The following is a 24,493-nucleotide window of genomic DNA, read 5'->3' as shown; positions in this document are numbered from 1 at the left end:
GGCTGCGACAAATTGTGCGCGCCGCGCCTTGTGATCCGCGGATCGAAGGCCATCTTGTCGGGACTGCACAGCTAGGGGCCCGATCCATGTCCGCCGTATCCGTATCCGGCCTCACCAAGACCTACGCCGGGGGCCATCAGGCCCTGAAGCGCGTGGATCTGGAGATCGCCAGAGGCGAGATCTTCGCCCTGCTGGGCCCCAACGGCGCAGGCAAGACCACACTGATCAGCATCGTCTGCGGCATCGTCAATGCGACGACGGGCACGGTGCGCGCAGGCGGCTTCGACATCCGGAAGGACTATCGCAAGGCCCGGTCCATGATCGGTCTGGTGCCCCAGGAGCTGACCACCGACGCCTTCGAGACGGTGTGGGCCACCGTCAGCTTCAGCCGGGGTCTGTTCGGCAAGCCGCCGAACCCGGCCATTATCGAACAGATCCTTCGCGACCTGAGTCTGTGGGACAAGAAGGACGCCAAGATCATGACCCTCTCCGGCGGCATGAAGCGCCGGGTGATGATCGCCAAGGCCCTGAGCCATGAGCCGGAAATCCTGTTCCTGGACGAGCCTACCGCCGGGGTGGACGTGGAGCTGCGACGGGACATGTGGAATCTGGTGCGGGGCCTGCGGGAAAAGGGCGTGACCATCATCCTGACCACCCACTACATCGAGGAGGCCGAGGAGATGGCCGACCGGGTGGGTGTCATCTCGAAAGGTGAGCTGATCCTGGTCGAGGAGAAGACCGCCCTGATGAAGAAGCTGGGCAAGAAGCAGCTGACCCTCAACCTGCAGGAGCCCATGACGGCGATCCCGCCCGAGCTTTCGGAGTGGGCGCTGGCGCTCAAGGCTGACGGCGCCGAGCTGGAATACGTCTTCGACGCCAACGCCGAGCGCACCGGCGTGCCCAGCCTGCTGAGAAAGCTCAGCGACATGGGCATCGGCTTCAAGGACCTCAACACACGCCAGAGCTCGCTGGAGGACATCTTCGTGGGTCTGGTGCACGACAGTTCGCGCGATGCGCCCAAACAGGAGGCCGCGCGATGAACGGTTATGGAATCTGGGCCATCTACCGGTTCGAGATGGCCCGCGCCCTGCGCACCGTGTGGCAGAGCATCGTCACCCCCGTCATCACCACCTCCCTGTATTTCGTGGTGTTCGGGGCCGCCATCGGCTCGGCCATGACCGAGGTGAACGGGGTGCCCTACGGCGCCTTCATCGTGCCCGGGCTGGTTATGCTGAGCCTGTTCACCCAGTCGATCTTCAATGCCTCATTCGGCATCTATTTCCCGAAATTCACCGGCACCATCTACGAGATTCTGTCGGCCCCGGTCAGCTACATGGAGATCGTCATCGCCTATGTTGGCGCAGCGGCCACCAAGTCGATCATCCTGGGCGTCATCATCCTGGCCACAGCGCGACTGTTCGTGCCGCTGGAGGTGCTGCACCCCCTGACCATGATCACCTTCCTGGTGCTGACGGCGGTGACCTTCAGCCTGTTCGGCTTCATCATCGGCATCTGGGCCCAGGGGTTCGAACAGCTGCAGTTCATTCCCATGCTGGTGATCACGCCGCTGACCTTCCTGGGCGGGTCGTTCTATTCCATCGACATGCTGCCGGGCGTCTGGCGCACGGTCAGCCTGTTCAACCCGGTAGTCTATCTGATCTCCGGATTCCGCTGGAGCTTCTTCGGAACCTCGGACGTGAACATCGGGATCAGCCTGACGGCGACCCTGGGTTTCTTCGCCATCTGTCTCGCCATCGTGGCGTGGATCTTCAAGACCGGGTACCGGCTCAAGAGCTAGAGGTCGGCTGGATCGGGGCGGTGACCACTATCCTCAGGCCCGGCTCATTGGGCAAGTGCTCGATCCGGCCTTCCAGCTGCTTGACCAGACTGTCGATCATGCGTGACCCGAAGCCGCCGCCCTGCGGAGCACCCTTGGCTTGGCCCTCGCCCTGATCGGCCACGATCAGGCGCAAGCGGTCCCGGTCTTCCTCAAGGCTGATCCAGACGGGACCGGCGCCGCCGCCATAGGCGTATTTCTGGACGTTGATCACCAGCTCGGTCAGCACCAGCCCCAGACTGACAGCACGCGTGGTCTGGATGGAGACCGGCGCCAGGGTCATCTGCACCTGCCGGCCCCAGTCGGCGCCCATGGACTCGATCAGCTCGTCGCCCAGTTCGCGAAGATAGCGGGACAGATCCAGGGTCTCGAACTGGTCGGCGCGGTAGAGTCGGTTATGGACGAGCCCCACGGCCTTGATGCGACGCCGCGCTTCCTCAAGGGCCGCGGCGACCGCGACCTCCTCCCTGTGCTCGCGCACCTGGAGGGCCAGGAAGCTGGAGACCAACTGCAGGCTGTTCTGGATGCGGTGATTGACCTCTCTCAGCAGGAAGTCCTGTTGCTTCAGCAGGGTGTCCTTGTCCGCCACGGTCTCGTGCAAGGTGTCATTCAGGCGGCGCAGCTGACGGGCCGACCGCAGCTCGAAGATCGACTGCCGCAGGCGCGTGGCGCTTTCGATCTGGGCGGCGGTCCAGCGACGGGCGCGCCCCCTCACCGTTTCGGCCCAGGCGTCGAAGGAAGCGCGGGGCGTCAGCTCGCCGGAAGGGCCATGCTTGACGGCCTCATGGGGATTGCCGGCCCAGCGCACCGTCTCGATCTGTTCAGCGCGGAACCACATCAAGACAAAGGGCTCCTCGGTGGTGACGGTGAAGGCCAGCATTCCGCTGGCGCCGGACGCCCAGTCGGCGGCGGCCGGATAGAGTTCCGGCAGGCGGTCGGTGACCAGGGGCTCGACACGGCCGCGCCCCGCCGCCCATCGGGCAAGGTCAGGCAGGGCTTCCTGCGGCGGGCACGAGCCGTAGCTGGCGATCTGATCGCCGCGAAGCACCACCGCGCCGTCCGCGTCCAGCAACTGGACCACCCGCGACAGGTGCCGGCCCAGGGGACGGTGCAAGGGTTCACTGAACGGAAGGCGCGCCACAAGCTCGTCCTCGAGACCCCGCAGGCGCAGGCGCTCGCGATAGATTTCAGCTTCCTCGCGCGATTTGATCTGACGCGAGAGATTGCGGGCCATGCTGGCTGCGGCGACACGGACTTCATGGGTCATGAGCTGGGGCCGCGCACTGTGACACGCGACCAGCCCCCACAGTTCGCCGTCCTTGACGATGGAGACGGAGGCCGAAGCGCCCACGTCCATGTTGCGCAGATACTGCAGATGGATCGGCGAGACGCTGCGCAAGGCGCAGTCGCTCATGTCCAGGGCTTCATCGGCGGCGGGACGCAGCGGCTGCGGCTCGTAGCGAACGTCGGGAATGGCCCGCACCAGATTGCGTACATAGAGAGCGCGGGCCTGACGCGGAATGTCCGCGCCGGGAAAGTGGTGGTTCATATAGGACGGAAGCTCGGGAGAGCCGTCCTCGGCCAGCACCACGCCGGATTCGTCATCCAGAAAGCGGTAGATCATCACCCGATCAAAGCCGGTCAGGCGACGAAACTCGCGGGCGGCGTTCTCACAGAGGGACTTGATGCTCGCGGCCCGCTCAAAGGCGGCGCCCGCACGATCAAGTCGCCCCAGCAGGTCGACCCCCAGGAAGGCCTCCTGAGAGCTCTGTTCGACCTCCACGATGTGAAAGTCGCCGACCCCGTGGGTCGTGACGTCGTAATGCAGACGGGACAGGGAACGCCACCGGGCCACATGCCCCGTCAGGCCAGCCGCCGCCATCTCCCGCAGGCTGTCGGCGACCGCTGCGCCAAGCACATCCGAAACTGGCGCGCCCTGCCAGTCCTCGACTCCGGCCAGACCCTCAATGTCACCGCCGACACGGCGGATGGTCAGGTCCGCACGGTCCAGAACCATGACGAAGCCGTGTGGCTGGATGGCTTCCGGAATATGGATCGGCTCTTGCGCGCACAGGTCCAGGTCGAGAGCCGTATCCGTCATATGCCGCGCCTTACTCAGTCAACCACATTCGCGCCAGTCGAAACCCGTCCAGGGCCCCGGCGACAATCTCTTTGGAGTCCGCGCGGCCCGCGGCATGCTCGCGGTCCAGAACGGCGATGAACGCACGCCATTGCGCGCCCGTCTGATCACCATAGGGATCGAAGAACGAAAGGCCGCGCTGGTCAACGTCCGTATGAGACAATTGCTTGTGGATCACCCGTCCCCCCAGGGACGACCCTTCGAGCACATAGAACAGGCCGAGCGCATAGCCCAGGGAGGTCACCGTCGGACGCTCTCGCGAGGGCGCAGGCTTGCCGCCCAGCGCCACGAGGTCCGCTCCGATGCGAGGCAGGCGCCTGCGCGCAGCGAAATCGAGGCCTTCCACCGGTTCCAGCCAAGGGGCGAGGCAGTACTCGGCGTCTGCGTGAAAACCATAGAAACCGGCCACAAGCGCGCGCCGCCGATCCGGGTCCGACAGACGGGCCTCCAGATTGACCGCGCCTTCCAGCGCCAGGTGCTCGGCGCCGGTTGCGCCGCGCAGGATGAAGATGATCTCAGGCTGCTTCATGCCGTCAAGCGTAACGGCGGTGTTTGGTCTGAAAGGGCCGCAAACTAGGCCGCACGGCCGGTTCCGGCCTCGCACGGGGCCATATCAAGGCCAAAACAAGAGCTTGGCCGTTAAATTCGCAGAATAATCAGTTCGCCAAGGGCTCCGGAAACTCCAGACGGTCGGTATCGTAGCCCAATTCTGCGGCCCGGCGGACCAGGGCGTCCAGTTGCTCAGGGGTGGGAATCTCTCGCGTGTAGATGAACAGCTTGTCGAAGGACGGGTCCGACGAGATGAACCAGCTGTAGTCTTCGGCCCGGTCCAGCACCCAGTACTCCCACACGATCAGCCACAGATAGCGGACGCGCAGTTTGGCGTTGGTTCCCGAATCGACAAAAGTCCCGACGCCGGAGATGGCGCGCTCGCGCCCCTCAGGCGTATCCACGTGGCAGGTGTCGCGCACATCCACCTTGCCGTCGTCACGCAGGGCATAAGCGGTGGCGGCGGCCACGCAACCCTCGGTGATATCCATAGGCAGACGGCCCACCTCCAGCCAGCGGCCTGAATAGAAGCGCTCCGCGTCGATGGGCTTCAGGGGCTGGGGCGCGCCGGGGCCGGAGCCGCCGCCGCTGAGGCTGGCGCATCCGGCCATGGCCAGGATCAGGGCGGCTGCGGCGATCAGGCGAAAGGCGGGCATGGGCGGGCTCCGGGCTGGGGTCGATCCCAGCTACGGAGCGCTGTCTCAGTCGGATGAGCGGGCGGCCCGAAGTTCGGCTTTGGCCTGATCGAAGGTGGCCGTGACGCTTTCCGGCGGACGACCCATCAGGCTGACGATAACGGTGGCCAGGGTCGCCAGGATGAAGCCGGGCACGATCTCGTAGATCACCGTGGTCAGGGCCTCGCCGCCCGGCAGGACCGGCGCGAACACCCAGAACAGCACCGTCACTGCGCCGACAATCATGCCGGCCAGGGCGCCGTTGCGGGTGACGCGGCGCCACATCAGGCTGAGGATCACAAGCGGTCCAAAGGCTGCGCCGAAGCCGGCCCAGGCGTTGGACACCAGTGTCAGGACATTGCTGTCCGGGTCATAGGCCAGATAGATGGCCACCAGCGACACCAGCACCACGGCCAGCCGGCCCACGGTCACCAGCTCCTTCTGGCTGGCGGCGCGGCGGAAGAAGACGCCATAGAAGTCCTCGGTCAGGGAGCTGGACGAGACCAGCAGCTGGGACGAGATGGTGCTCATGATCGCCGCAAGGATGGCGGCCAGCAGGAAGCCGGTCACCAGCGGGTGGAACAGCACGTCCGACAGGATGATGAAGATGGTCTCGGGGTCGGCGACCTCGATCCCGTTGTTGGTGGCGTAGGCCAGGCCCGTCAGGCCGGTGGCCAGGGCGCCGATGATGGTCACGGCCATCCAGGTCATGCCGATATTGCGGGCTGCGGGAATGTCCTTGACCGAGCGGATGGCCATGAAGCGCACGATGATGTGCGGCTGGCCGAAATAGCCCAGTCCCCAGGAGAGGGCGGATATGATTCCGATGAGGCTGGTCCCGGTCAGAAGTCCGAGCAGCGCCGGGTCGACGCCGCGCACCGTCTCGTTCAGGCCGCCCACCCCGCCCACGTCGGTCAGGGCCACGACGGGCACCACGATCAGCGCCACGAACATGATGCAGCCCTGGACGAAGTCGGTCATGCTGACGGCCATGAACCCGCCGAACAGGGTATAGGCCACGACCACGCCCGCAGTGACCCACAGGCCCCAGGCGTAGTCGACTCCGAAGGCGCTGTCGAAGAGCTTGCCCCCCGCCACGAGACCGGACGAGGTGTAGAGGGTGAAGAAGATCACGATCACCAGGGAGGAGATCACCCTGAGCAGGCGCGACCGGTCCTCGAACCGCTTTTCGAAATAGTCGGGAATGGTGATCGCGTCCCGGGCAAGCTCTGTGTAGATGCGCAGGCGGGGCGCCACGAGCAGGTAGTTGGCGAAGGCCCCGACAAACAGGCCCAGGGCGATCCAGGAGGCGGACAGGCCCGAAACGAACATGGCGCCCGGCAGACCCAGCAACATCCAGCCCGACATGTCCGAGGCGCCCGCCGACAGGGAGGTCACCGCCGGCCCCAGCTTCCTGCCGCCCAGCATGTAGCCGGACACATCGCTGGTGGAGCGCTTGAAGGCGTATAGCCCGATGCCCAGCATGAGGATGAAATACAGGGCGAGGGTGATCAGCGTGCCGGTTTCCATGGCCGAAAGGGGTAGCAGCCCTACGGTCAGGCTTCAAACGGCGGTGGCGAACACTTCAGCCTGGAGACGACGGCGGCGTTAGGTAGCCCCGCTCGACCATGCGTCGCATACCCTCATAGGCCTCGCTGAGCTCTTCGAAAACCGAGCGCATCTGGCCCAGACGCTGAGCCTGTTCGGCGGTGACAGCCTGACCTGCCCCGGTCAGACGGAGCGCCTCGGCCACCCAGGCGCCCCGAGCGCTCGCCGCAGCCACGGCAAGGCGCTGGAAAGCCGCCATATCGACTTGACCCAGGGTCCGCCCGATCAGCTCACGGTTGGAGATGAAGGCGGCGTAGTCGATCTGCTCCAGCTGACCGCGCAGGCGACGCTGCTCTTCCGGACTGATGTCCTGCGGCTCGAAATGATCCCGAACGCGGCGATAGCTGGAAGTCATCGTGGACGCCATGACGCCCCTCCCGTGAACGCGGCCCGATGGCCGCCAGACGCAGGATCGCGCACGTCGGTTAAGGCTTGGACAACAGGGGCTGCGGCGGAAAAAGCTTCCCTTTACGCACACGTCAAGTTATGAATGGGGCATGGCGTCCGCAGACGATCACCGCACCTATTCGATCCGCCAGCTCTGCCGCGAGTTCGGGGCCACGGCGCGCGCCCTGCGCTTCTACGAGGACAAGGGCATGCTGTCGCCAGCCCGCCGGGGCCAGACGCGGGTCTATGACGCCAAGGACCGGGCGCGGCTCAAGCTGATCCTGCGCGGCCGCCGCATCGGATTCACCCTGGCCGAAATCCAGGAGATGATCGACCTGTATGATCGCAAGGATCACAACGTCCATCAGATGGCGGTCGCCCTGCCCCGCCACCGCGCCCAGGTCGAGGCGCTGAAGCGCCAGCGCGAAGATCTGGACGAGGCCATCAAGGTGGCCGAAGAGGCCTGCGAGGCCATGGAGAAGCGGCTGTCGGAACACCGGCCCGACCTCCTGCCCGGCGCCGAGGACTATGAGTCCGCCCTGCGCTCGCGGCTGAACCACCACCATCACGACGACGATCAAGAATTTTTCAAAGCGAGAGCCTGACCCATGGCCTACAAGGCGCCTGTCCGCGATTTCCGGTTCATCCTCAACGAGGTGCTGGAGATCGACCGCTACGAAAACCAGCCCGGCTTCGAGGATGTGTCCTCCGATCTGGTGGGCCAGATCCTCGAGGAAGGCGCCAAATTCGCCGAGGAAGTGATCGCGCCGATCAACCGCGCGGGCGATCAGCACGGCTGTGAATGGAAGGACGGCGTCGTCACCGGCCCGCCCGGATGGAAGGAAGCCTACAAGCAGATGGTCGAGGCCGGCTGGCCCGCCCTGCACGCCCACACCCAGTACGGCGGCCAGGGCATGCCGGCGGTGGTGTCCATGGCCGTGGGCCAGATGACGGCGGCGGCCAGCCCGGCGTTCAGCATGTATCCGGGCCTGACCTCCGGCGCCTATGCGGGGCTGCACGCCAACGCCACCGACGCCATCAAGGACCGCTACCTGCCCAAGCTGGCCACCGGCGAGTGGGGCGGCACCATGAACCTGACCGAGCCCCAGTGCGGAACGGATCTGGGCCTGATCCGCACCAAGGCGGTTCCCAACGGCGACGGCAGCTATGCCATCACCGGCCAGAAGATCTGGATCTCGTCCGGCGAGCACGACTTCACCGACAACATCATCCATCTGGTGCTGGCCCGCATCGAGGGCGCACCCGCCGGGATCAAGGGCATAAGCCTGTTCGTGGTGCCCAAGGTGTTCGTCAATGACGACGGCTCGCTGGGCGAGCGCAACGAGGGCGTTCAGTGCGCCGGCCTCGAGCACAAGATGGGCATCCACGGCAACGCCACCTGCGTGATGGCGTACGAGAACGCCAAGGGCTGGCTGGTGGGCGAAGAGAACCGCGGCATGCCGGCCATGTTCGTGATGATGAACGAGGCGCGGCTGGGCACGGGCCTTCAGGGCCAGGCCATCGGCGACGCCGCCATGCAGGCCGCCGTGGAGTTCGCCAACGACCGCCTGCAGGGCCGCAGCCTGACCGGCCCCAAGAACCCGGACGGCCCCGCCGACCCGATCATCGTGCACCCGGACGTGCGGCGCATGCTGCTGGAGTCCAAGGCCTATATCGAGGGCGGACGCGCCTTCATCCTGTGGACCGCCCTGCAGGCCGACCTGCAGAAGTCCGGGGACGAGGCGGTCGCCACCAAGGCGAAGGACTACATGGGCCTGATCACCCCGGTGGTGAAGGCGTTCCTGACCGACCGCGGCTTCCATGTGGCCAGCCTGGCCATGCAGGTGCACGGCGGCTCGGGCTACACCGAGCATTTCACCGCCTCCCAGTCCCTGCGCGATGCGCGGATCACCATGATCTACGAGGGCACCAACGGGGTTCAGGCGCTGGACCTGGTGGGCCGCAAGCTGCCGGCCAACGGCGGGCGGGCGGTCATGAGCTGGTTCGCGGACATCGACGCCTTCGTGGGCGCGAACGGCGGGGACGAGGCGACCAAGCCCTTCATCGACGGCCTGGCCGACGCGAAGAAGAACCTGCAGGAAGCCACCATGTGGCTGATGCAGAACGGCATGCAGAACCCGGACAACGCCGGCGCGGCCTCCACTGACTATCTGCACATCTTCGGCCTGACCGCGATGGCCTACATGTGGGCCCAGCTGGCCGTGGCGGCGCATAAGAAGGCGGGCGACAGCGATCCGTTCTACGCCAACAAGCTGGCCGTCGGCCGCTACTTCGTCGAGCGCATCCTGCCCGACGCCGAGGCGCACCTGAAGAAGCTGAAGACCGGCTCGGACGTGCTGATGGCGCTGCCGGCGGAGGCCTTCTGATCCGTGCCTGCCTGCCCCGTCTGCAAGTGGGGACTGAGTTTCGACCCGACCCAGTCGTTCGAGATTTGTCCCTGCTGCGGCACCCAGTTTGGCTATGACGACGCGTCTTCAACTCATGCCGAGTTGAGGCAGAAGTGGGTCAGCATGGGTTCCCGATGGTGGTCGAAGTCAACGCCACAACCTGATGGCTGGGATGCCGAAACCCAGTTGAAGTCGTAGTCCTCGGAAGGACAGCATGAACATCCTCAACATCCCCGCCCCCGATTTCATGGCCGAGGAGGAGATCACCCTCTTCTCCGACAGCGTCGGCAAGTGGATCGACGAGCACGCCGGACCCGAGAAGATGGCCGAGTGGATCGCCGCCTCGTCGGTGCCGCGCGACCTGTGGACCAGGGCGGGGGAAGCGGGCTTGCTGAATCTGTCCATGCCCGAGGAATGGGGCGGCATGGGCGGCGACTATCGCCATGAAGTGGTGCTGATGGAGCAACTGGGCTGGAAGGGCGCGGACCATTTCGGCATCTCGCTGCACAACGCCATCGTCGCCCCCTATGTGGCCCACTACGGCTCCGACGAGCAGAAGGGGCGCTGGCTGCCGAAACTGGCCTCGGGCGAGCTGGTGGGCGCCATCGCCATGACCGAGCCGGGCGCGGGCTCGGACTTGCAGGGGGTCAAGACGACCGCCATCAGGAAGGGCGAACACTACGTCCTGAACGGCTCCAAGACCTTCATCACCAACGGCCAACTGGCCAATTTCATCATCGTGGTGGCCAAGACCGATCCGGCCGAGGGCGCCAAGGGCATCAGCCTGGTGGTGGTGGAGACCGACGGGCTGGAGGGCTTCGAGCGCGGCCGCAACCTGCACAAGATCGGCATGGAGGCCAACGACACCTCAGAGCTGTTCTTCAACGATGTGAAGGTGCCGGTGGAGAACATCATCGGCGAGGCGGAAGGGCGCGGCTTCTATCACCTGATGGAGCAGCTGCCCCAGGAGCGGCTGAACATCGCGGTGCAGGGCGTCGCGGCGGCCGAGCGCGGGCTCAGGGAGACCCTGGCCTACGTCAAGGAGCGCAAGGCGTTCGGCAAGCGGGTCATCGACTTCCAGAACACCCAGTTCAAGCTGGCCGAGGTCAAGACCAAGCTGACCGTGGCGCGGGTGTTCGTGAACCACTGCATCGGCCTGCACCTGAAGGGCCAGCTGGACGCCGCCACCGCCTCCATGGCCAAATACTGGGTCACCGACATCCAGGGCGAGACCATCGACGAGATGCTGCAGCTGCACGGGGGCTACGGCTACATGACCGAATATCCCATCGCCCAGCTTTACAAGGACGCCCGCGTCCAGCGCATCTACGGCGGCACCAATGAGATCATGAAGCTGCTGATCGCCCGGACGCTGTAGTCCTCGTCAGCAGGAAGAAGAACGGCGCCGGGGTCGGCCGCAGGTCCATCAGGCCCAGCAGCCGGTCCTCGTCCACGCGGCGGAAGTGATCGATGATGGGCTGATCGTCATAGATCATGGCCGCCGAGATCAGACCCCGGTGCTCCATGGAGCGCAGCCGGGCTGTGGGCCGGTCGGTGGCAAGCACCGGCAGCAACAGGCGGAACAGGCCCTGGGCCGCGCTCGTGCGCGCGATCCGCGGCAGGGCCAGCGCCAGACCGAGGGGCAGCCGGGCCGGATCCACCGCACGCACGGCGCCCGAATCCATGAACAGCAGCGGATCGACCCGGTCGCGGTCGGTGAACCGCTTGCCGTACCAGCCATAGGCCGCCAGCAGCCCGTCCAGCGGATGGCCGCTGGGCAATTCGCTCCCACGCCACTCGCCCGTCATGTCCTCGGGACGGACGGCGGGGAGGCTGTCGAAGAAGGCCAGACCCGCCTCGGCGGTCCAGCCCTGTTCGGCCCATTGCTGCAATCGGGGCATGGCGGTCTCCGCGACAGTGGAATGATCCCCTCATAACGATCTAGAACACGGCATGATCCGTCTTCATGTCCGCTCAGACCTGTCCCCCGGCGCCGCTGTCGCGCTGACCCTTGAGCAGGCCCGCTACCTGACCCAGGTGATGCGGCTGAAGGGGGGCGACGACCTGCTGGTGTTCAACGGCCGCGACGGCGAATGGCGGGCGACGGTGGCCGAGGTGCTCAAGCGCGGCTGCGTGCTGAAAGCGGAGGAACAGGTGCGGCCGCAGTCCTTCGGACCGGACCTGGACCTGATTCTGGCGGTGGTGAAGAAGGCGCGGGTGGAGACGGTGGTGGAGAAAGCCGCCGAGCTGGGCGCGCGGCGGGTGCGGCTGACCCTGACCCGCTACACCAACGCCGAGCGGCTGCGCATGGACCGGCTGGACACCATCGCCGAGGAAGCCGCCGAACAGACCGGTCGTCTGGATGTGCCCGAGATTCACGATCCGCTGAAGCTGGACGCCCTGCTGGACGGCTGGCCTGAGGGGCGGCAGTTGATGTTCTGCGACGAACGGGGGGGGCCGCCGGCCATGGAGGCCCTGCGCGACGGAAGCACCCCCTCCACCGCTACGCGGTCCCCCTCCACCGGTGGGGGAGGAGAGCCCTGGTCCATCCTGATCGGACCCGAGGGCGGGTTTTCGCCGGATGAGCGCGAACGCCTGCTGTCCCTGCCCTTCGCCACGCCCGTGTCGCTGGGGCCGCGAGTCCTGCGCGCCGACACCGCCGCCATATCGGCCATGACCCTGTGGCAGGCCGCGCGAGGCGACTGGAAGGGCGCGCATGTGACCACATGGTCAGAAGGGGCTTGAGCATTGACCCCGGCCCGCCCATCTAGCCGCCACAGGCCGCGCATGCGGCGAAGGGGCGACCGACATGGCCGACGACGCGAACGAGCCGCTGACGCTTGAGACCATGGCGGGCTATCTGGCCGAGGGCGCGAAGCCCAAGGACCAGTGGCGCATCGGCGCCGAGCACGAGAAATTCGGCTTCCTCAAGGACGGCTTCGGCCGCCCGGACTACGAGGGCCCGTCGGGCATCCGCGCCATGCTGATGGGCCTGACCCGCTTCGGCTGGGCGCCGGTGGAGGAAGGCGGCCACGTTATCGCCCTGGAGAAGAAGAACACCGAGGGCTATGCCGCCTCGGTCAGCCTCGAGCCGGGCGGCCAGTTCGAGCTGTCGGGCGCGCCGCTGAAGGACATCCACGACATCTGTTCGGAGACCGGCCAGCACCTGGTGGAGGTCAAGATGGTGGCCGACGAGCTGGGTCTGGGCTTCCTGGGGCTGGGGTTCGACCCCCTGTGGACCCGTGCCGACATCCCGGTCATGCCCAAGGGCCGCTATGACATCATGCGCGCCTACATGCCCAAGGTGGGAAGCCTTGGCCTCGACATGATGCTGCGCACCTGCACCATCCAGGCGAACATGGACTTCGAGTCCGAAGCCGACATGGTGATGAAATTCCGCACCTCACTGGCGCTGCAGCCCGTCGCCACGGCCCTGTTCGCCAACAGCCCGTTCACCGAAGGCAAGCCCAACGGCTTCCTGTCGGCGCGGGCCAATGTCTGGACCGACACCGATCCGGACCGCACCGGCATGCTGGATTTCGTGTTCGCCGACGGCTTCGGCTTCGAGACCTATGCGGAGTACGCGCTGGACACCCCCATGTATTTCGTCAAGCGCGACGGGAAATATGTGGACGCCTCGGGTCAGTCGTTCCGCGCCTTCCTGAAGGGCGAACTGCCCGCCCTGCCGGGGAATGCCCCGACCCTCAAGGACTGGACCGACCACCTGACCACCCTGTTCCCCGAGGTGCGGCTGAAACAGTATCTGGAGATGCGCGGCGCCGACGGCGGGCCGTGGAGCCGCATCTGCGCCCTGCCGGCCCTGTGGGCGGGGGTGCTGTACGACGCCCCGTCGCTGGCCGCCGCCTGGGACCTGTGCAAGGACTGGGACATCACCGATCATGAGCGCCTGCGCCGCGACGTCACCCGGCTGGGACTGAGGGCCGAGGTGGCCGGGCGTTCGGTCCAGGACGTGGCGAAGGACATGGTCGCCATCGCGCGTCAGGGCCTGAAGAACCGCGCACGCTTCTCCGGCGGCATGGTGGACGAGCGCGGCTATCTGGCGGAGCTGGAGGACATCGCCGAAAGCGGCGTCACGCCCGCAGAGCGCCTGCTGGAGGCGTATCACGGCCGCTGGAACGGCGATGTGCGTCAGGTCTATGCGGAGCAAGCGTACTGAGGGCGAAACCCGACCTTAACGGGTCATGGTCAAGCTGGCGGCAGTTCGCCTAGAGAGTTCGCCCATGACCTGCCAGCCGCTCGAAGCCTCCCCTCGTCCGAACGACGCAGGCGGGGCGTCGTCCGAGGTGGACTTGGGCACCTTCTTCGACGTGTCCCTGGACCTGCTGGTGGTGCGCGACCTGGACGGCACGGTGGTCAAGGCCAGCGCGTCCTGGCGCGCTGTACTCGGCTATCGCCCCGACGAGATCGAGGGCCACGGCCTTTTGCGCCTGGTCCATTCCGACGATCTGGCCGTGACCCGGCACAGCATCGTCGAGGTCGAGACCCGACGGCCCGGCGATCCGGTGCTGGGCCAGGTCAACCGTTATCGGCACAAACAGGGACATTACGTCACCCTGGAGTGGCGCGCCCGGCGACACGGCGACCGCATCTACGCGGTGGCGCGCGACGTGACAGACAAGGTCGCCGCCGAGCGCGATCTGATCGAGGCCAAGGCCGCGGCAGAGGCGGCCAGCCGAGCCAAATCCGACTTCCTTGCCAATATGAGCCACGAGATCCGCACGCCCCTGAACGGGGTGATCGGCATCGTCGACGCCCTGTCGCGGACGCCCCTGTCGCCGGACCAGTCGGAGATGGTCGCCCTGATCGCCTCGTCGGGCGTCACCCTTGAGCGGCTGGTGTCGGACATCCTGGACGTGTCCAAGATCGAGGCCGGACAGCTGGACCTGGAGGCGCGCCCGTTCGATCTGGACGAGGCCCTGGCCGCGCCGCTCGACGTCATGCGGCTGCGGGCCGAGGACAAGGGGCTGGATTTCGTCGTGCGTCGGGAGCCGGACGCCCGCGGCCTGTTAATGGGGGACAGCACCCGCATCAGGCAGGTGCTGGGCAACCTGCTGTCGAACGCCGTAAAATTCACCCACCAGGGCGCGATCACCGTCGGCATCGCCGTGGCGGAGTCCCGGGACGGCGACTCGCGGGTGATGCTGACGGTGGAAGACACCGGCGTGGGCTTTGATTCCGATCACGCCGCGCGCCTTTTCGACCGGTTCAACCAGGCCGACGCCACCATCACGCGCCGGTTCGGCGGCACCGGCCTGGGGCTGTCCATCTGCCGCTCTCTGGTGGAGATGATGGGCGGCCGTATCGCCGCGTCCTCCACCCCGGGCGTCGGCAGCCGGTTCGAGGTGGAGATCCCGCTCAGCCGCGCCGCCTCCCTGGCCGACTATGACGCCCGCGAACGCACCACCACCCTGACCGGCGGCGGATTGGACCGGCCATTGCGTGTGTTGCTGGCGGAGGATCACCCGACCAACCAGCGGGTGGTGCAGCTGATTCTGGGCGCCCACGCCGCCGAGGTGGTCATCGCCGAGGATGGGGCCCAGGCCGTGGCCGCTTTCGCAAATGACCGCTTCGACGTGGTGCTGATGGACATGCAGATGCCGGGCATGGACGGCCTGACGGCCACCCGCGAAATCCGTCGGCTGGAGGCCGAGCGAGGCGCGGCCCCCACTCCCATCGTCATGCTCAGCGCCAACGCCATGCCCGAGCACCGGGACCAATCCCGCGACGCGGGTGCGGACATCCATGTGCCCAAGCCGATCACCGCCGCCACCCTGCTGGCGGGCATACTGGCGGTGACATCGCCAGGATGCGCGGGCGAACAGACTGCGTCATAGTCCGAGGGCCGCATCAGGCGGCTGAATACGGAGCGGGACCGGTCATGAGCGGAGCCATCCACATCGGCGTCGGCGGCTGGACCTATGAGCCGTGGCGGGGCGTGTTCTATCCTGACGGCATGGTCCAGAAGCGGGAGCTGGAATACGCGGCCTCGAAACTGACCTCCATCGAGATCAACGGCACTTACTATTCCACCTTCAAGCCCGACAGCTGGCGGAAGTGGCGCGACGAGACGCCGGACGGGTTCGTCTTTTCAGTCAAGGCCAGCCGCTACTGCACCAATCGCAAGGTGCTGTCCGAGGGCGGCGAGAGCTTTGACCGGTTCCTGTCGCAGGGCCTGACCGCGCTGGGCGACAAGCTGGGGCCGATCAACTGGCAGTTCATGGCCACCAAGAAATTCGACCCGGAGGATTTCGAGGGCTTCCTGAAGCTGTTGCCGAGGGAGAAGGACGGCCTGCGCCTGCGCCATGCGCTGGAGGTGCGGAACCCCGGCTTCGATGTGCCGCAGTTCCATGACCTGGCGGCGAAATACGGCGCGGCCATCGTCTACGCCGAGGATGACGAGGCGCCGGAGTGGCCGCGCATCGACCAGGACACGACCGATTTCCGCTATGCCCGGCTGATGTCCAGCCGCGAGGACGAGCCCGCCGGCATGACGGCGGCGGAGCTGAACGCCGTGGCGAACCGGGTGAAGAGCTGGAGCAGGACAGGCGAGGTGTTCGCCTATTTCATCGCCGGGGCGAAGGTGCGGAACCCGGCCGCGGCCATGGCTCTCATCGAACGGATGGCCTAGCCGCCGTTCCTTGCGAACCAATCGACGATGGCGGGCATGTCTCGCTCGAAACCGCCCGGCACATAGATATTCAGAAGACCCGCGCGCCGGTCGGTGCGATTGGCGAAATCGTGGGTCACGCCCGGCGCCGCGCGCACGAAGGTTCCGGCGGGCGCCTCGATCCAGTCGTCGCCCACCAGGATGCTGACGGTTCCTTCCAGGACGTAGAATATATCGTCATTGGCCTCATGGCTGTGGGGGCCGGGGCCCTCCGTGTGCGGATCCAGCCACCATTCGGAGATAGAGTAGGCTGCTGAGGTCTCGCCTTCGTCCGCCTTGAACACCGCGCGCATGCCGCCCATGTCGTAAGCGCGTCCCTCGCCTGGCCGCAGGATGATGGGGTCGTTACGCTCAGCCGTCATTTGGAGCCCTCCGGGCGTCGGATTGCGATATTGTCGCGGCCTTCGCCGTCTGACCAGCTGAAAGGTTCCTTCATGCCTATCGCCGCCCGCGCCTTCGCCGCCGTCGCCGCAGACAAGCCGCTGGAGCCTTACCGCTTCGACCGTCGCGATCCGGGGGCGGACGACGTGGCCATCGAGATCAAGTACTGCGGCGTCTGCCACTCTGACCTGCACATCGCCAGGAACGACCTGGGCGGCACGCGCTATCCCGTCGTGCCGGGCCATGAGATCGCGGGCGTGGTGACGGCAGTGGGTGGGAATGTCAGCCGCTTCAAGGTCGGCGACCGCGTGGGCGTTGGCTGCATGGTGGACAGCTGCCGCACCTGCCCGGCCTGTCAGGAGGGCGAGGAGCAATACTGCGTCCCCGGCATGACCCAGACCTACGGGTCCGCCGATCCGTTGGGCGAACCGGTGGGTCAGAGCATCACCCAAGGCGGCTATTCGGACCGCATTACGGTGAACCAGGACTTCGTACTGCGCATCCCCGACAGCCTGCCGCTGGACGCCGCCGCGCCCCTGCTGTGCGCGGGCATCACCACCTGGTCCCCCCTGCGCCACTGGAACGTGGGCGAGGGCTCGAAAGTCGCCGTGGTGGGCCTGGGCGGCTTGGGCCACATGGCGGTCAAACTGGCCCACGCCATGGGCGCCGAGGTGACTGTGCTGTCCACCTCGGACCGCAAGAAGGCCGACGCCGAACGCATGGGCGCGAAACATTTCCTGATCAACTCGGACAAGGCGGCCATGAAGGCGGCGGCGGAGAAATTCGATCTGATCATCAACACCGTCTCCGCCACCCACGAGATCGCCGGGCACCTGAATCTGCTGGCCCGCGACGGGACCATGGTCATGCTGGGCCTGACCACCGAGCCCATGCCGGTATTCGCCATGCCGCTGCTATGGCGCCGCCGTTCGGTGGCGGGCAGCCTGATCGGCGGCATCCGTGAGACCCAGGAGATGCTCAACTTCTGCGCCGAGCACGGCATCGCCTGCGATATCGAGACCATCGCTCCGGACCAGATTAACGAAGCCTACGCCCGCATGGAAAAGTCGGACGTTCGCTACCGCTTCGTCATCGACATGGCCCGGATGAACTGACGGCGGCCGAAAGCCCCGCAGCCGGCCGTTACCGGGTCGGCTGACGGGTGGAGCGCAGCAGGGACAGATCATAGCCCAGGGCATGCGCGCGGCTCATGATCTCGTCACGGGTCGCCTCGTCTGGCCGGGGCTCGCGGCTGAGCAGCCACAGATAGCGGCCCGAGCCCTCGCCCACGATGGACCAGCTGTAGTCCTCCGCCCGGTCCAGCACCCAGTAGTTCCCGAAGTAGAACGGGCCGAAGAACGACACCTTCAGCTTGGCGCTGCCGCTGCCCTCCACAACCTTTGCGCGGCCCTCAATGGTCCGCAATTCGCCCTCGAGGCTGCCCTGGCGGCAGGCGTTCAGGACGCCCACCAGACCGTCGTCGCGCACGGTGTAGGTCGCGGTCGTTCCTTCGCAGCCCCGCTGAAATCCGTTTTCGTAGCGACCGATCTCGTACCACAGCCCCGCATAGCGGTTCAGGTCCACCGCCCGGGCGGGCTCGGGCACGGACGGGTTGCCCACCGGGCCTTGCTGAAGGGTTGCGCAGGCGCCCAGGACCGAGCCGGCGGCCAGGATCGACGCAACGGTCGTGACGGGTTTCATGAGCGGCCAAACGGCCAGGCTTGCGGCAGGTTCCGACGTGCGCAACGCCCGGAAATGGAAAACCCCCCGCCGTTTTGCGGCGAGGGGTTTATGGTGGAGCTAAGCGGAGTCGAACCGCTGACCTCTTGAATGCCATTCAAGCGCTCTACCAACTGAGCTATAGCCCCGAACCTTTCGGTCGGCCGCCGCATCCATCAGGGATGGGGCGGCGAAGGCGGCGGAACCTATGTCAGGCCGATGGGGCGATCAAGCCCTTCCGCCGCCTATTTTTTCATCCTGATTTCAGTCTTCGTCCTTCTTGGCGCCCTTGGTGATTTCTCCGTCGATGGAGTCGTCGTCCTCGTCTTCAAGGAAGGGGACGGAATCGTCGTCATCACTGATGTCGTCGTCATCGTCGTCGCCAGCGCTTACGGTGATCCCGGCGTCGTCTTCAGCCGCGTCGTCGTCATCGTCATCCGGCGTGAGGATAGGCTCATCGCCGCCCTGGTCGATTTCGGGGGCGGTGACTTCCTCGTCCTCGTCCTCGTCCGCATCGGCGGGCTTGGCCTTGACCTGATCCTCTTCGGTCTCGTCGACGAAGGGGGCTCGGCCCTTGCCACGGCGGGCCTTGACGGCTTCCTCCGGGTCGAACTCGGTGTCACATTTGGGACAATGGGCCGGGCGGCGGTTCAGGTCGTAGAACTTCGCCTGGCAGTTGGGGCAGACTTGCTTCGCGCCCAGTTCGGGATTGGCCAAGGTTCGAGCCTTACGGTTGGTCGATTTGAATTCGGGCGGCTCCCTTGCCACCACAGGACGCCGCTGTCAAAAGCGGATTCCGCGCCACGCGCATCTGATTGCAATTCGACCCACGGAATCGCGGGTGACATTCTCTGAAATCCTGACCGCGCACCGCTCGCGCGCACTGACCGGCGTGGTGAGCGCGCCGGGCGACAAATCCATGTCCCACCGGGCCCTGATGCTGGGCAGCCTGGCCCATGGCGACACCACGATCGAGGGCCTGCTGGAAGGCGACGACATCCTCGCCACCGCAAGGGCGGTCCAGGCGTTCGGCGCAACGGTTCAGCGAACAGGCGACGGCTCCTGGCGGGTCGAGGGGCGGGGCGGCTATCGAACGCCGGGCGGCGTCATCGACTGCGGCAACGCCGGAACCGGCGTACGTCTGCTGATGGGCGCGGCGGCCGGATTCGATCTGTCCGTCACTTTCGATGGCGACGCCTCGCTGAGAAAGCGGCCCATGAAACGGGTCACCGATCCCCTGTCGGACATGGGTGCGCGCTTCGACTGGGGCGGGGCAGAGGATCGGCTGCCCCTGACGCTGCACGGCGGCAAGCTGCAGGCCATGGTCTATCGCCAGCCGGTAGCCTCGGCCCAGGTGAAGTCGGCCATCCTGCTGGCGGGGCTGAACGCCGCTGGCGAGACGGCGGTGATCGAGCCGGAGCCCAGCCGCGACCACACCGAGCGTATGCTGCGGGCCTTTGGCGTGACGGTGGAGACCGTCGAGACCGTCGAGGGCCGTGTGGCGCGCCTGGGCGGCGGACAGCGGCTGACAGGGACTCACGTGGCCGTCCCGGGCGATCCATCGTCGGCCGCCTTTCCGCTGGCGGCGGGGCTGATCGTCCCGGGATCGGCGGTGACGGTTGAGGGCGTGATGCTGAATCCCCTGCGCACCGGCCTGTTCCAGACCTGGATCGAGATGGGGGCAAACCTAACCATCTCCAACCGCCGCATGGCGGGCGGCGAGGAGGTCGGTGACGTCACTGCGCGGTATTCCGCGTTGAAAGGGATTGTCGTTCCGCCTGAGCGGGCCGCCTCCATGATCGACGAATATCCCATCCTGTCGGCCACGGCCGCTTATGCGGAGGGCGGAACAGTGATGCGGGGCATAGGCGAGATGCGGGTCAAGGAAAGCGACCGGATTTCGCTCATGGCGGCCGGACTGGCGGCGTGCGGAGTGAAAGTGGATGAGGAGACGGAGGGCTTCATTGTCGCTGGCGCACTGCGCGTGGCCGGCGGCGCCACCGTGCGCACGGCCCACGACCACCGCATCGCCATGAGCCATCTGGTGCTGGGGCTGAACGCCGAGGAGCCGGTCGCCGTGGATGATCCCGGCATGATCGCCACCAGTTTCCCGGGGTTTACCGAGTTGATGCAGGGGCTTGGCGCCTCTATCGAGCGCGGATGAGCGCATCCTTCATCATCGCCGTTGACGGCCCGGCCGCATCGGGCAAGGGCTCCATCGCCTCGCGCCTGGCGGCCCTCTATGGCCTGCCGCATCTGGATACGGGGCTGCTGTACCGGGCCGTTGGGCTGAAGGTTCTGGCGGCGGGGGGCGACCTGGCTGACGCGGAGGCCGCGGCGCGGGCGGCCGAAAGCGTGACGCCGGACGACCTGATCGACGAAACCGCCCTGACCAGTCGGGGCGCGGGCGAGGCGGCCAGTCGGGTGGCGTCCCATCCGGGCGTGCGGGCGGCGCTGCTGAAGTTCCAGCAGGACTTCGCCAGACAAGCCGGCGGGGCGGTTCTGGACGGGCGGGATATCGGCACGGTGATCGCACCGGATGCGCCGGTGAAGTTGTTCGTGACGGCCAGACCCGAGACGCGGGCGCGGCGCCGCTGGCTGCAACTGACCGGGCGGGGCGAGGCCATCGCCTTTGACGACATGCTGGCCGACATCGTGCGCCGGGACGAGCGGGACGCCGGACGCGGGGCGGCGCCCATGATCATGGCCGATGACGCGGTCTTGCTGGACACCACCGAAATGGATATAGAAGCCGCCTTCGATGCGGCCCGCCGTATCGTCGAGGCGGCGCGCGTCCGGCACGGGTTCTGAACCCGCGGACAAATCCAACGCTCCGGTCCCTCGATAGCCGCGGGCGTTCAGGCCGGTTTCCTTAGCCGCCCGCATTCCAACTGCCTGACATTTCCGTTCAACCGCCGCGCGGACTCCGTTCGTGCGCCAACCTCTTTAGAAACAACACCAACGCATGACCGACACACTCTCCCCCACCCGCGACGATTTCGCCGCCCTTCTGGACGAACAGCTTTCCGGCCGTGACCTCGGCGAAGGCCAGGTCGTCCATGGCCGCGTCGTCGGCATCGAAAAGGACATCGTCATCGTCGATGTCGGCCTGAAGACCGAAGGCCGCATCGCCATGCGCGAGTTCGGTCAGGGCGACGGCGCCGCCCTGCCCAAGGTGGGCGACAACGTCGAGGTCTATCTGGAGCGCGTTGAGAACGCGCTGGGCGAAGCGGTCATCAGCCGCGACAAGGCCCGCCGCGAAGAGGCCTGGACCCGTCTGGAAGGCGTGTTCGCCGATGAGCAGCCGGTCATGGGCGCCATCGTCGGCCGCGTGAAGGGCGGCTTCACCGTCGATCTTGGCGGCGCCTCGGCGTTCCTGCCCGGTTCGCAGGTGGACATCCGTCCCGTGCGCGACGTCGGCCCGCTGATGGGCAAGGAACAGCCCTTCGCGATCCTGAAGATGGACCGTCCGCGCGGCAACATCGTCGTGTCGCGTCGCGCCATTCTGGAAGAAGCCCGCGCCGAGCAGCGCACCGAGCTGGTTGGCCAGCTGGCCGAGGGCGAAGTCCGCGACGGCGTGGTCAAGAACATCACCGACTACGGCGCCTTCGTGGACCTGGGCGGCATCGACGGCCTGCTGCACGTCACCGACATGAGCTGGAAGCGCGTGTCGCATCCGTCTCAGGTCCTGGCCGTGGGCGACACGGTCAAGGTGCAGATCATCAAGATTAACCCGGACACCCAGCGCATCAGCCTGGGCATGAAGCAGCTGCAGGCCGACCCGTGGGAAGGCGTGGAGGCCAAGTACCCCGCCGGCGCCAAGATGACGGGCCGCATCACCAACATCACCGACTACGGCGCCTTCGTGGAGCTGGAAGCCGGCGTCGAGGGTCTGGTGCACGTCTCGGAAATGTCCTGGACCAAGAAGAACGTCCACCCGGGCAAGATCGTCTCCACCTCGCAGGAAGTGGACGTGGTCGTTCTGGACGTGGACAGCGCCAAGCGCCGCATCTCGCTGGGCCTGAAGCAGGCCCAGAACAACCCGTGGGAAGCCTTCGTCGAAGCCCACCCGATCGGCTCGACCGTCGAGGGCGAAGTCAAGAACGCCACCGAGTTCGGCCTGTTCGTGGGTCTGGACAACGACATCGACGGCATGGTGCACCTGTCGGACCTGGACTGGAACGTCTCGGGCGAGGAAGCCATCCAGCGCTACCACAAGGGCGAGACCATCAAGGCCAAGGTGCTGGACGTGGACATCGAGAAGGAGCGCGTCTCCCTGGGCGTCAAGCAACTGGGCGGCGACCCCATGGAAGGCGACACCTACCGCAAGGGTCAGCAGATCACCGTCACCGTGACGGCGATCGAGAGCGGCGGCATCGAGGTCAAGTTCGGCGAGGACGACACTCCGGTCTCGGCTTTCATCCGCAAGTCGGACCTGTCGCGCGACCGGGCTGAACAGCGCCCCGAGCGTTACGCCGTGGGTGACCGCGCCGACGCCATGATCACCGCCGTGGACAAGGCCACCCGCCGCGTCTCGGTGTCGATCAAGGCGCTGGAGATGAAGGACGAGAAGGAAGCCATCGATCAGTTCGGGTCGTCGGATTCCGGCGCCTCCCTGGGCGATATCCTGGGCGCCGCCCTGCGCGAGAAGGCCGGCTCCAAGGAGTAGGTTTTCACCCCGGGAAGACAGATCAGGCGGCCGGGGCGACCCGGCCGCCTTTTTTGCGCCCGTTGAAGATTAAGGACGAATTCGCGCCTGAATCGCGGGTGGGGCTTTATTCCAAGCCCCAACGGTGGCTAAGGTCACCTCTTCGACGTCGCCCGGACGTGTGCCGGCGCGGTCTGGCGCACATCTCACGGCGGGGGCCGATCTCCGATGATCAAGTCACAGCTCATCGAAAAGCTGGCCGCGGAAAACACCCATCTGACCCACACGGAGGTCGAGCGGGTGGTGAACATCGTTCTGGACCGCATGATCGGCGCCATGAGCGGCGGCGGTCGTGTGGAGTTGCGCGGCTTCGGAGCCTTTTCCGTACGTTCGCGTCCGGCGCGCGCCGGACGTAATCCCCGCACCGGCGAGACGGTGGAGGTGCCCGCCAAGTCGGTGCCCTTCTTCAAGAGCGGCAAGGAACTTCGCGAACGGCTCAACGCCTCTGGCGACGCCTGAACACCTCCATGGACAGCCGCTGGCGCATCGCCCCGGCCGATTTCGAACATCCCCGGCTCCTCCATCTGTTGCGGTTTCATCTGGACGCCATGCGGCGGTCGTCGCCGCGCGACAGCGTGCACGCGCTCGATATCTCGGGTCTCAGGGGCCCCGGTGTGACGCTGTTCGCCCTTTGGGAGGATGACACCCTGCTTGCCATGGGGGCGCTCAGGACGAGCAATGGGTTCGGAGAGATCAAATCCATGCGCACCCATCCGGATCACCTTGGACGGGGCGCCGGGCGCGCCATGCTGGAGCACCTGATCGCTGAAGCCGCCCGGCTGGCGTGCCGGCGCGTGAGTCTGGAAACGGGATCGGGTGCTGCGTTCGAGCGCGCGCTGAACCTGTATCGTCGTCGCGGGTTCAGAAATGGGGCGGCCTTCGGCGGCTATGAAGCGACGGATTTCAACCAGTTTCTACATCTCGATCTGGCGCCTGGCTGAAGAGGCGTCAAAAGCAGGAGCAAGATATGGGCCTTTTCAGAGAGTTCCGCGAGTTCGCTGTTCGGGGCAACGTAGTTGACCTGGCCGTCGGCATCATTATCGGAGCGGCCTTCAACGGAATTGTCCAGGCCCTGGTCAACGGGGTGATCATGCCGCCGATCGGCCTGCTGACCGGCGGCGTCGATTTCGCTGAGCTGAAGTGGGTGCTGGTCCCGGAGAATCCTGCCACCGAAGCCGTGGAGGAGGTGGCCATCCAGTACGGCGCCTTCATCAACACCATGGTGCAGTTCGTCATCGTGGCCTTCGCCGTCTTCCTGCTGGTGAAGGGCATTAACAGCATGCGCCGCAAGCAGGCCGCCGAACCAGCTCCGGCAACGCCCCCCGCGCCCACGCCCACCGAGGCGTTGCTCACGGAAATCCGGGACGCATTGAAGGCGCGGCGCGACGCCTGAC

At 66.3% G+C, this 24,493-nt stretch carries 25 protein-coding genes and 1 tRNA gene; 16 read left to right on the top strand and 10 right to left on the bottom strand.

Features of this window, described 5'->3' with window-relative positions:
- Positions 1-86: 86 nt before the first annotated feature.
- Both ACK4FB_RS01165 and ACK4FB_RS01160 read left to right on the top strand, forming a co-directional pair.
- Positions 87-1,040: an ABC transporter ATP-binding protein gene (locus ACK4FB_RS01165; protein WP_409746880.1), complete on the top strand. Its 954-nt coding sequence runs from the start codon at positions 87-89 to the stop codon at positions 1,038-1,040.
- The gene (locus ACK4FB_RS01160; protein WP_409746877.1) at positions 1,037-1,798 is read left to right on the top strand and encodes an ABC transporter permease; all 762 of its coding nucleotides are present in this window, start codon (positions 1,037-1,039) and stop codon (positions 1,796-1,798) included. Before ACK4FB_RS01165 ends, ACK4FB_RS01160 begins: the two co-directional genes overlap by 4 nt.
- Here the strand turns inward: ACK4FB_RS01160 and ACK4FB_RS01155 are convergent.
- The 5 genes from ACK4FB_RS01155 to ACK4FB_RS01135 all read right to left on the bottom strand — a co-directional run bounded on the left by ACK4FB_RS01155 (position 1,788) and on the right by ACK4FB_RS01135 (position 7,175).
- Entirely contained in the window at positions 1,788-3,938 is a 2,151-nt protein-coding gene (locus ACK4FB_RS01155; protein ID WP_409746874.1) for a histidine kinase dimerization/phosphoacceptor domain -containing protein, read from the bottom strand. The two genes, ACK4FB_RS01160 and ACK4FB_RS01155, sit on opposite strands and share 11 nt — an antisense overlap.
- A gap of 10 nt (positions 3,939-3,948) precedes the next feature.
- Positions 3,949-4,506 carry a biliverdin-producing heme oxygenase gene (locus ACK4FB_RS01150; RefSeq protein ID WP_409746871.1) on the bottom strand — a complete coding sequence of 186 codons (558 nt, stop codon included), beginning with the start codon at positions 4,504-4,506 and terminating at the stop codon, positions 3,949-3,951.
- Between the two features lie 127 nt (positions 4,507-4,633).
- Complete coding sequence (locus ACK4FB_RS01145) at positions 4,634-5,182, bottom strand: lipocalin family protein (RefSeq protein ID WP_409746868.1); 549 nt, start codon at positions 5,180-5,182, stop codon at positions 4,634-4,636.
- A 45-nt stretch (positions 5,183-5,227) separates the two neighbouring features.
- Positions 5,228-6,730 (bottom strand): sodium/proline symporter PutP, encoded by a 1,503-nt coding sequence (putP, locus tag ACK4FB_RS01140; protein ID WP_409746865.1) that lies wholly within the window; start codon positions 6,728-6,730, stop codon positions 5,228-5,230.
- A 55-nt stretch (positions 6,731-6,785) separates the two neighbouring features.
- A complete protein-coding gene (locus ACK4FB_RS01135; RefSeq protein WP_409746862.1) occupies positions 6,786-7,175 on the bottom strand; it encodes a hypothetical protein in 390 nt (129 codons plus the stop codon).
- A 130-nt stretch (positions 7,176-7,305) separates the two neighbouring features.
- Here ACK4FB_RS01135 and ACK4FB_RS01130 point away from each other — a divergent pair, with 130 nt between their 5' ends.
- The 3 genes from ACK4FB_RS01130 to ACK4FB_RS01120 all read left to right on the top strand — a co-directional run bounded on the left by ACK4FB_RS01130 (position 7,306) and on the right by ACK4FB_RS01120 (position 10,981).
- The gene (locus ACK4FB_RS01130) at positions 7,306-7,800 is read left to right on the top strand and encodes a MerR family transcriptional regulator (protein WP_409746860.1); all 495 of its coding nucleotides are present in this window, start codon (positions 7,306-7,308) and stop codon (positions 7,798-7,800) included.
- Between the two features lie 3 nt (positions 7,801-7,803).
- On the top strand, positions 7,804-9,582 hold the full coding sequence (locus tag ACK4FB_RS01125) for an acyl-CoA dehydrogenase C-terminal domain-containing protein (RefSeq protein WP_409746857.1): 1,779 nt from the start codon (positions 7,804-7,806) through the stop codon (positions 9,580-9,582).
- Between the two features lie 235 nt (positions 9,583-9,817).
- Complete coding sequence (locus ACK4FB_RS01120) at positions 9,818-10,981, top strand: acyl-CoA dehydrogenase family protein (protein WP_409746854.1); 1,164 nt, start codon at positions 9,818-9,820, stop codon at positions 10,979-10,981.
- Here ACK4FB_RS01120 and ACK4FB_RS01115 read toward each other — a convergent pair.
- Positions 10,950-11,504, bottom strand: coding sequence for a DUF4334 domain-containing protein (locus ACK4FB_RS01115; protein ID WP_409746852.1), 555 nt, complete (start codon positions 11,502-11,504; stop codon positions 10,950-10,952). The two genes, ACK4FB_RS01120 and ACK4FB_RS01115, sit on opposite strands and share 32 nt — an antisense overlap.
- Before the next feature lie 52 nt (positions 11,505-11,556).
- Between ACK4FB_RS01115 and ACK4FB_RS01110 the strand changes: the two genes are divergently transcribed.
- From ACK4FB_RS01110 to ACK4FB_RS01095, 4 genes are all read left to right on the top strand, one after another.
- Positions 11,557-12,348 carry a 16S rRNA (uracil(1498)-N(3))-methyltransferase gene (locus ACK4FB_RS01110; protein ID WP_409746849.1) on the top strand — a complete coding sequence of 264 codons (792 nt, stop codon included), beginning with the start codon at positions 11,557-11,559 and terminating at the stop codon, positions 12,346-12,348.
- 64 nt (positions 12,349-12,412) lie between these two features.
- On the top strand, positions 12,413-13,780 hold the full coding sequence (locus ACK4FB_RS01105) for a glutamate--cysteine ligase (RefSeq protein WP_409746846.1): 1,368 nt from the start codon (positions 12,413-12,415) through the stop codon (positions 13,778-13,780).
- A gap of 64 nt (positions 13,781-13,844) precedes the next feature.
- Entirely contained in the window at positions 13,845-15,458 is a 1,614-nt protein-coding gene (locus ACK4FB_RS01100) for an ATP-binding protein (RefSeq protein ID WP_409746843.1), read from the top strand.
- 44 nt (positions 15,459-15,502) lie between these two features.
- Entirely contained in the window at positions 15,503-16,252 is a 750-nt protein-coding gene (locus ACK4FB_RS01095) for a DUF72 domain-containing protein (RefSeq protein ID WP_409746840.1), read from the top strand.
- On the opposite strand, the gene ACK4FB_RS01090 is transcribed toward ACK4FB_RS01095, so the two are convergent.
- Positions 16,249-16,653, bottom strand: coding sequence for a cupin domain-containing protein (locus tag ACK4FB_RS01090; protein ID WP_409746837.1), 405 nt, complete (start codon positions 16,651-16,653; stop codon positions 16,249-16,251). The genes ACK4FB_RS01095 and ACK4FB_RS01090 overlap by 4 nt on opposite strands.
- Before the next feature lie 72 nt (positions 16,654-16,725).
- Between ACK4FB_RS01090 and ACK4FB_RS01085 the strand changes: the two genes are divergently transcribed.
- Positions 16,726-17,787, top strand: coding sequence for an NAD(P)-dependent alcohol dehydrogenase (locus ACK4FB_RS01085; RefSeq protein WP_409746834.1), 1,062 nt, complete (start codon positions 16,726-16,728; stop codon positions 17,785-17,787).
- A 28-nt stretch (positions 17,788-17,815) separates the two neighbouring features.
- On the opposite strand, the gene ACK4FB_RS01080 is transcribed toward ACK4FB_RS01085, so the two are convergent.
- The 3 genes from ACK4FB_RS01080 to ACK4FB_RS01070 form a co-directional block, all read right to left on the bottom strand.
- Positions 17,816-18,373 (bottom strand): lipocalin family protein, encoded by a 558-nt coding sequence (locus ACK4FB_RS01080; protein WP_409746831.1) that lies wholly within the window; start codon positions 18,371-18,373, stop codon positions 17,816-17,818.
- A gap of 91 nt (positions 18,374-18,464) precedes the next feature.
- Positions 18,465-18,540: transfer RNA gene (locus ACK4FB_RS01075), tRNA-Ala, on the bottom strand.
- Between the two features lie 115 nt (positions 18,541-18,655).
- Positions 18,656-19,108, bottom strand: a complete 453-nt coding sequence (locus ACK4FB_RS01070) for a TIGR02300 family protein (RefSeq protein ID WP_409746828.1) — start codon at positions 19,106-19,108, stop codon at positions 18,656-18,658.
- Positions 19,109-19,250: 142 nt separating this feature from the next.
- Between ACK4FB_RS01070 and aroA the strand changes: the two genes are divergently transcribed.
- The 6 genes from aroA (at position 19,251) to mscL (ending at position 24,492) form a co-directional block, all read left to right on the top strand.
- Positions 19,251-20,555: a 3-phosphoshikimate 1-carboxyvinyltransferase gene (gene aroA, locus ACK4FB_RS01065; RefSeq protein WP_409747083.1), complete on the top strand. Its 1,305-nt coding sequence runs from the start codon at positions 19,251-19,253 to the stop codon at positions 20,553-20,555.
- On the top strand, positions 20,552-21,202 hold the full coding sequence (gene cmk / locus ACK4FB_RS01060; RefSeq protein WP_409746825.1) for a (d)CMP kinase: 651 nt from the start codon (positions 20,552-20,554) through the stop codon (positions 21,200-21,202). The genes aroA and cmk overlap by 4 nt, the downstream gene beginning before the upstream one ends.
- Before the next feature lie 154 nt (positions 21,203-21,356).
- Positions 21,357-23,060: a 30S ribosomal protein S1 gene (gene rpsA, locus ACK4FB_RS01055; RefSeq protein WP_409746822.1), complete on the top strand. Its 1,704-nt coding sequence runs from the start codon at positions 21,357-21,359 to the stop codon at positions 23,058-23,060.
- Between the two features lie 207 nt (positions 23,061-23,267).
- On the top strand, positions 23,268-23,558 hold the full coding sequence (locus tag ACK4FB_RS01050; RefSeq protein ID WP_409746818.1) for an integration host factor subunit beta: 291 nt from the start codon (positions 23,268-23,270) through the stop codon (positions 23,556-23,558).
- An 8-nt stretch (positions 23,559-23,566) separates the two neighbouring features.
- Positions 23,567-24,040: a GNAT family N-acetyltransferase gene (locus ACK4FB_RS01045; protein ID WP_409746814.1), complete on the top strand. Its 474-nt coding sequence runs from the start codon at positions 23,567-23,569 to the stop codon at positions 24,038-24,040.
- Between the two features lie 26 nt (positions 24,041-24,066).
- On the top strand, positions 24,067-24,492 hold the full coding sequence (gene mscL, locus ACK4FB_RS01040) for a large-conductance mechanosensitive channel protein MscL (RefSeq protein WP_409746811.1): 426 nt from the start codon (positions 24,067-24,069) through the stop codon (positions 24,490-24,492).
- Position 24,493: the final 1 nt, after the last annotated feature.

It is taken from the genome of Brevundimonas sp. (assembly GCF_046299535.1).
Lineage (GTDB): Bacteria > Pseudomonadota > Alphaproteobacteria > Caulobacterales > Caulobacteraceae > Brevundimonas.
The sequence above is the reverse complement of the archived record's forward strand: the minus strand, read 5'-3'. Positions and strand labels throughout refer to the sequence as shown.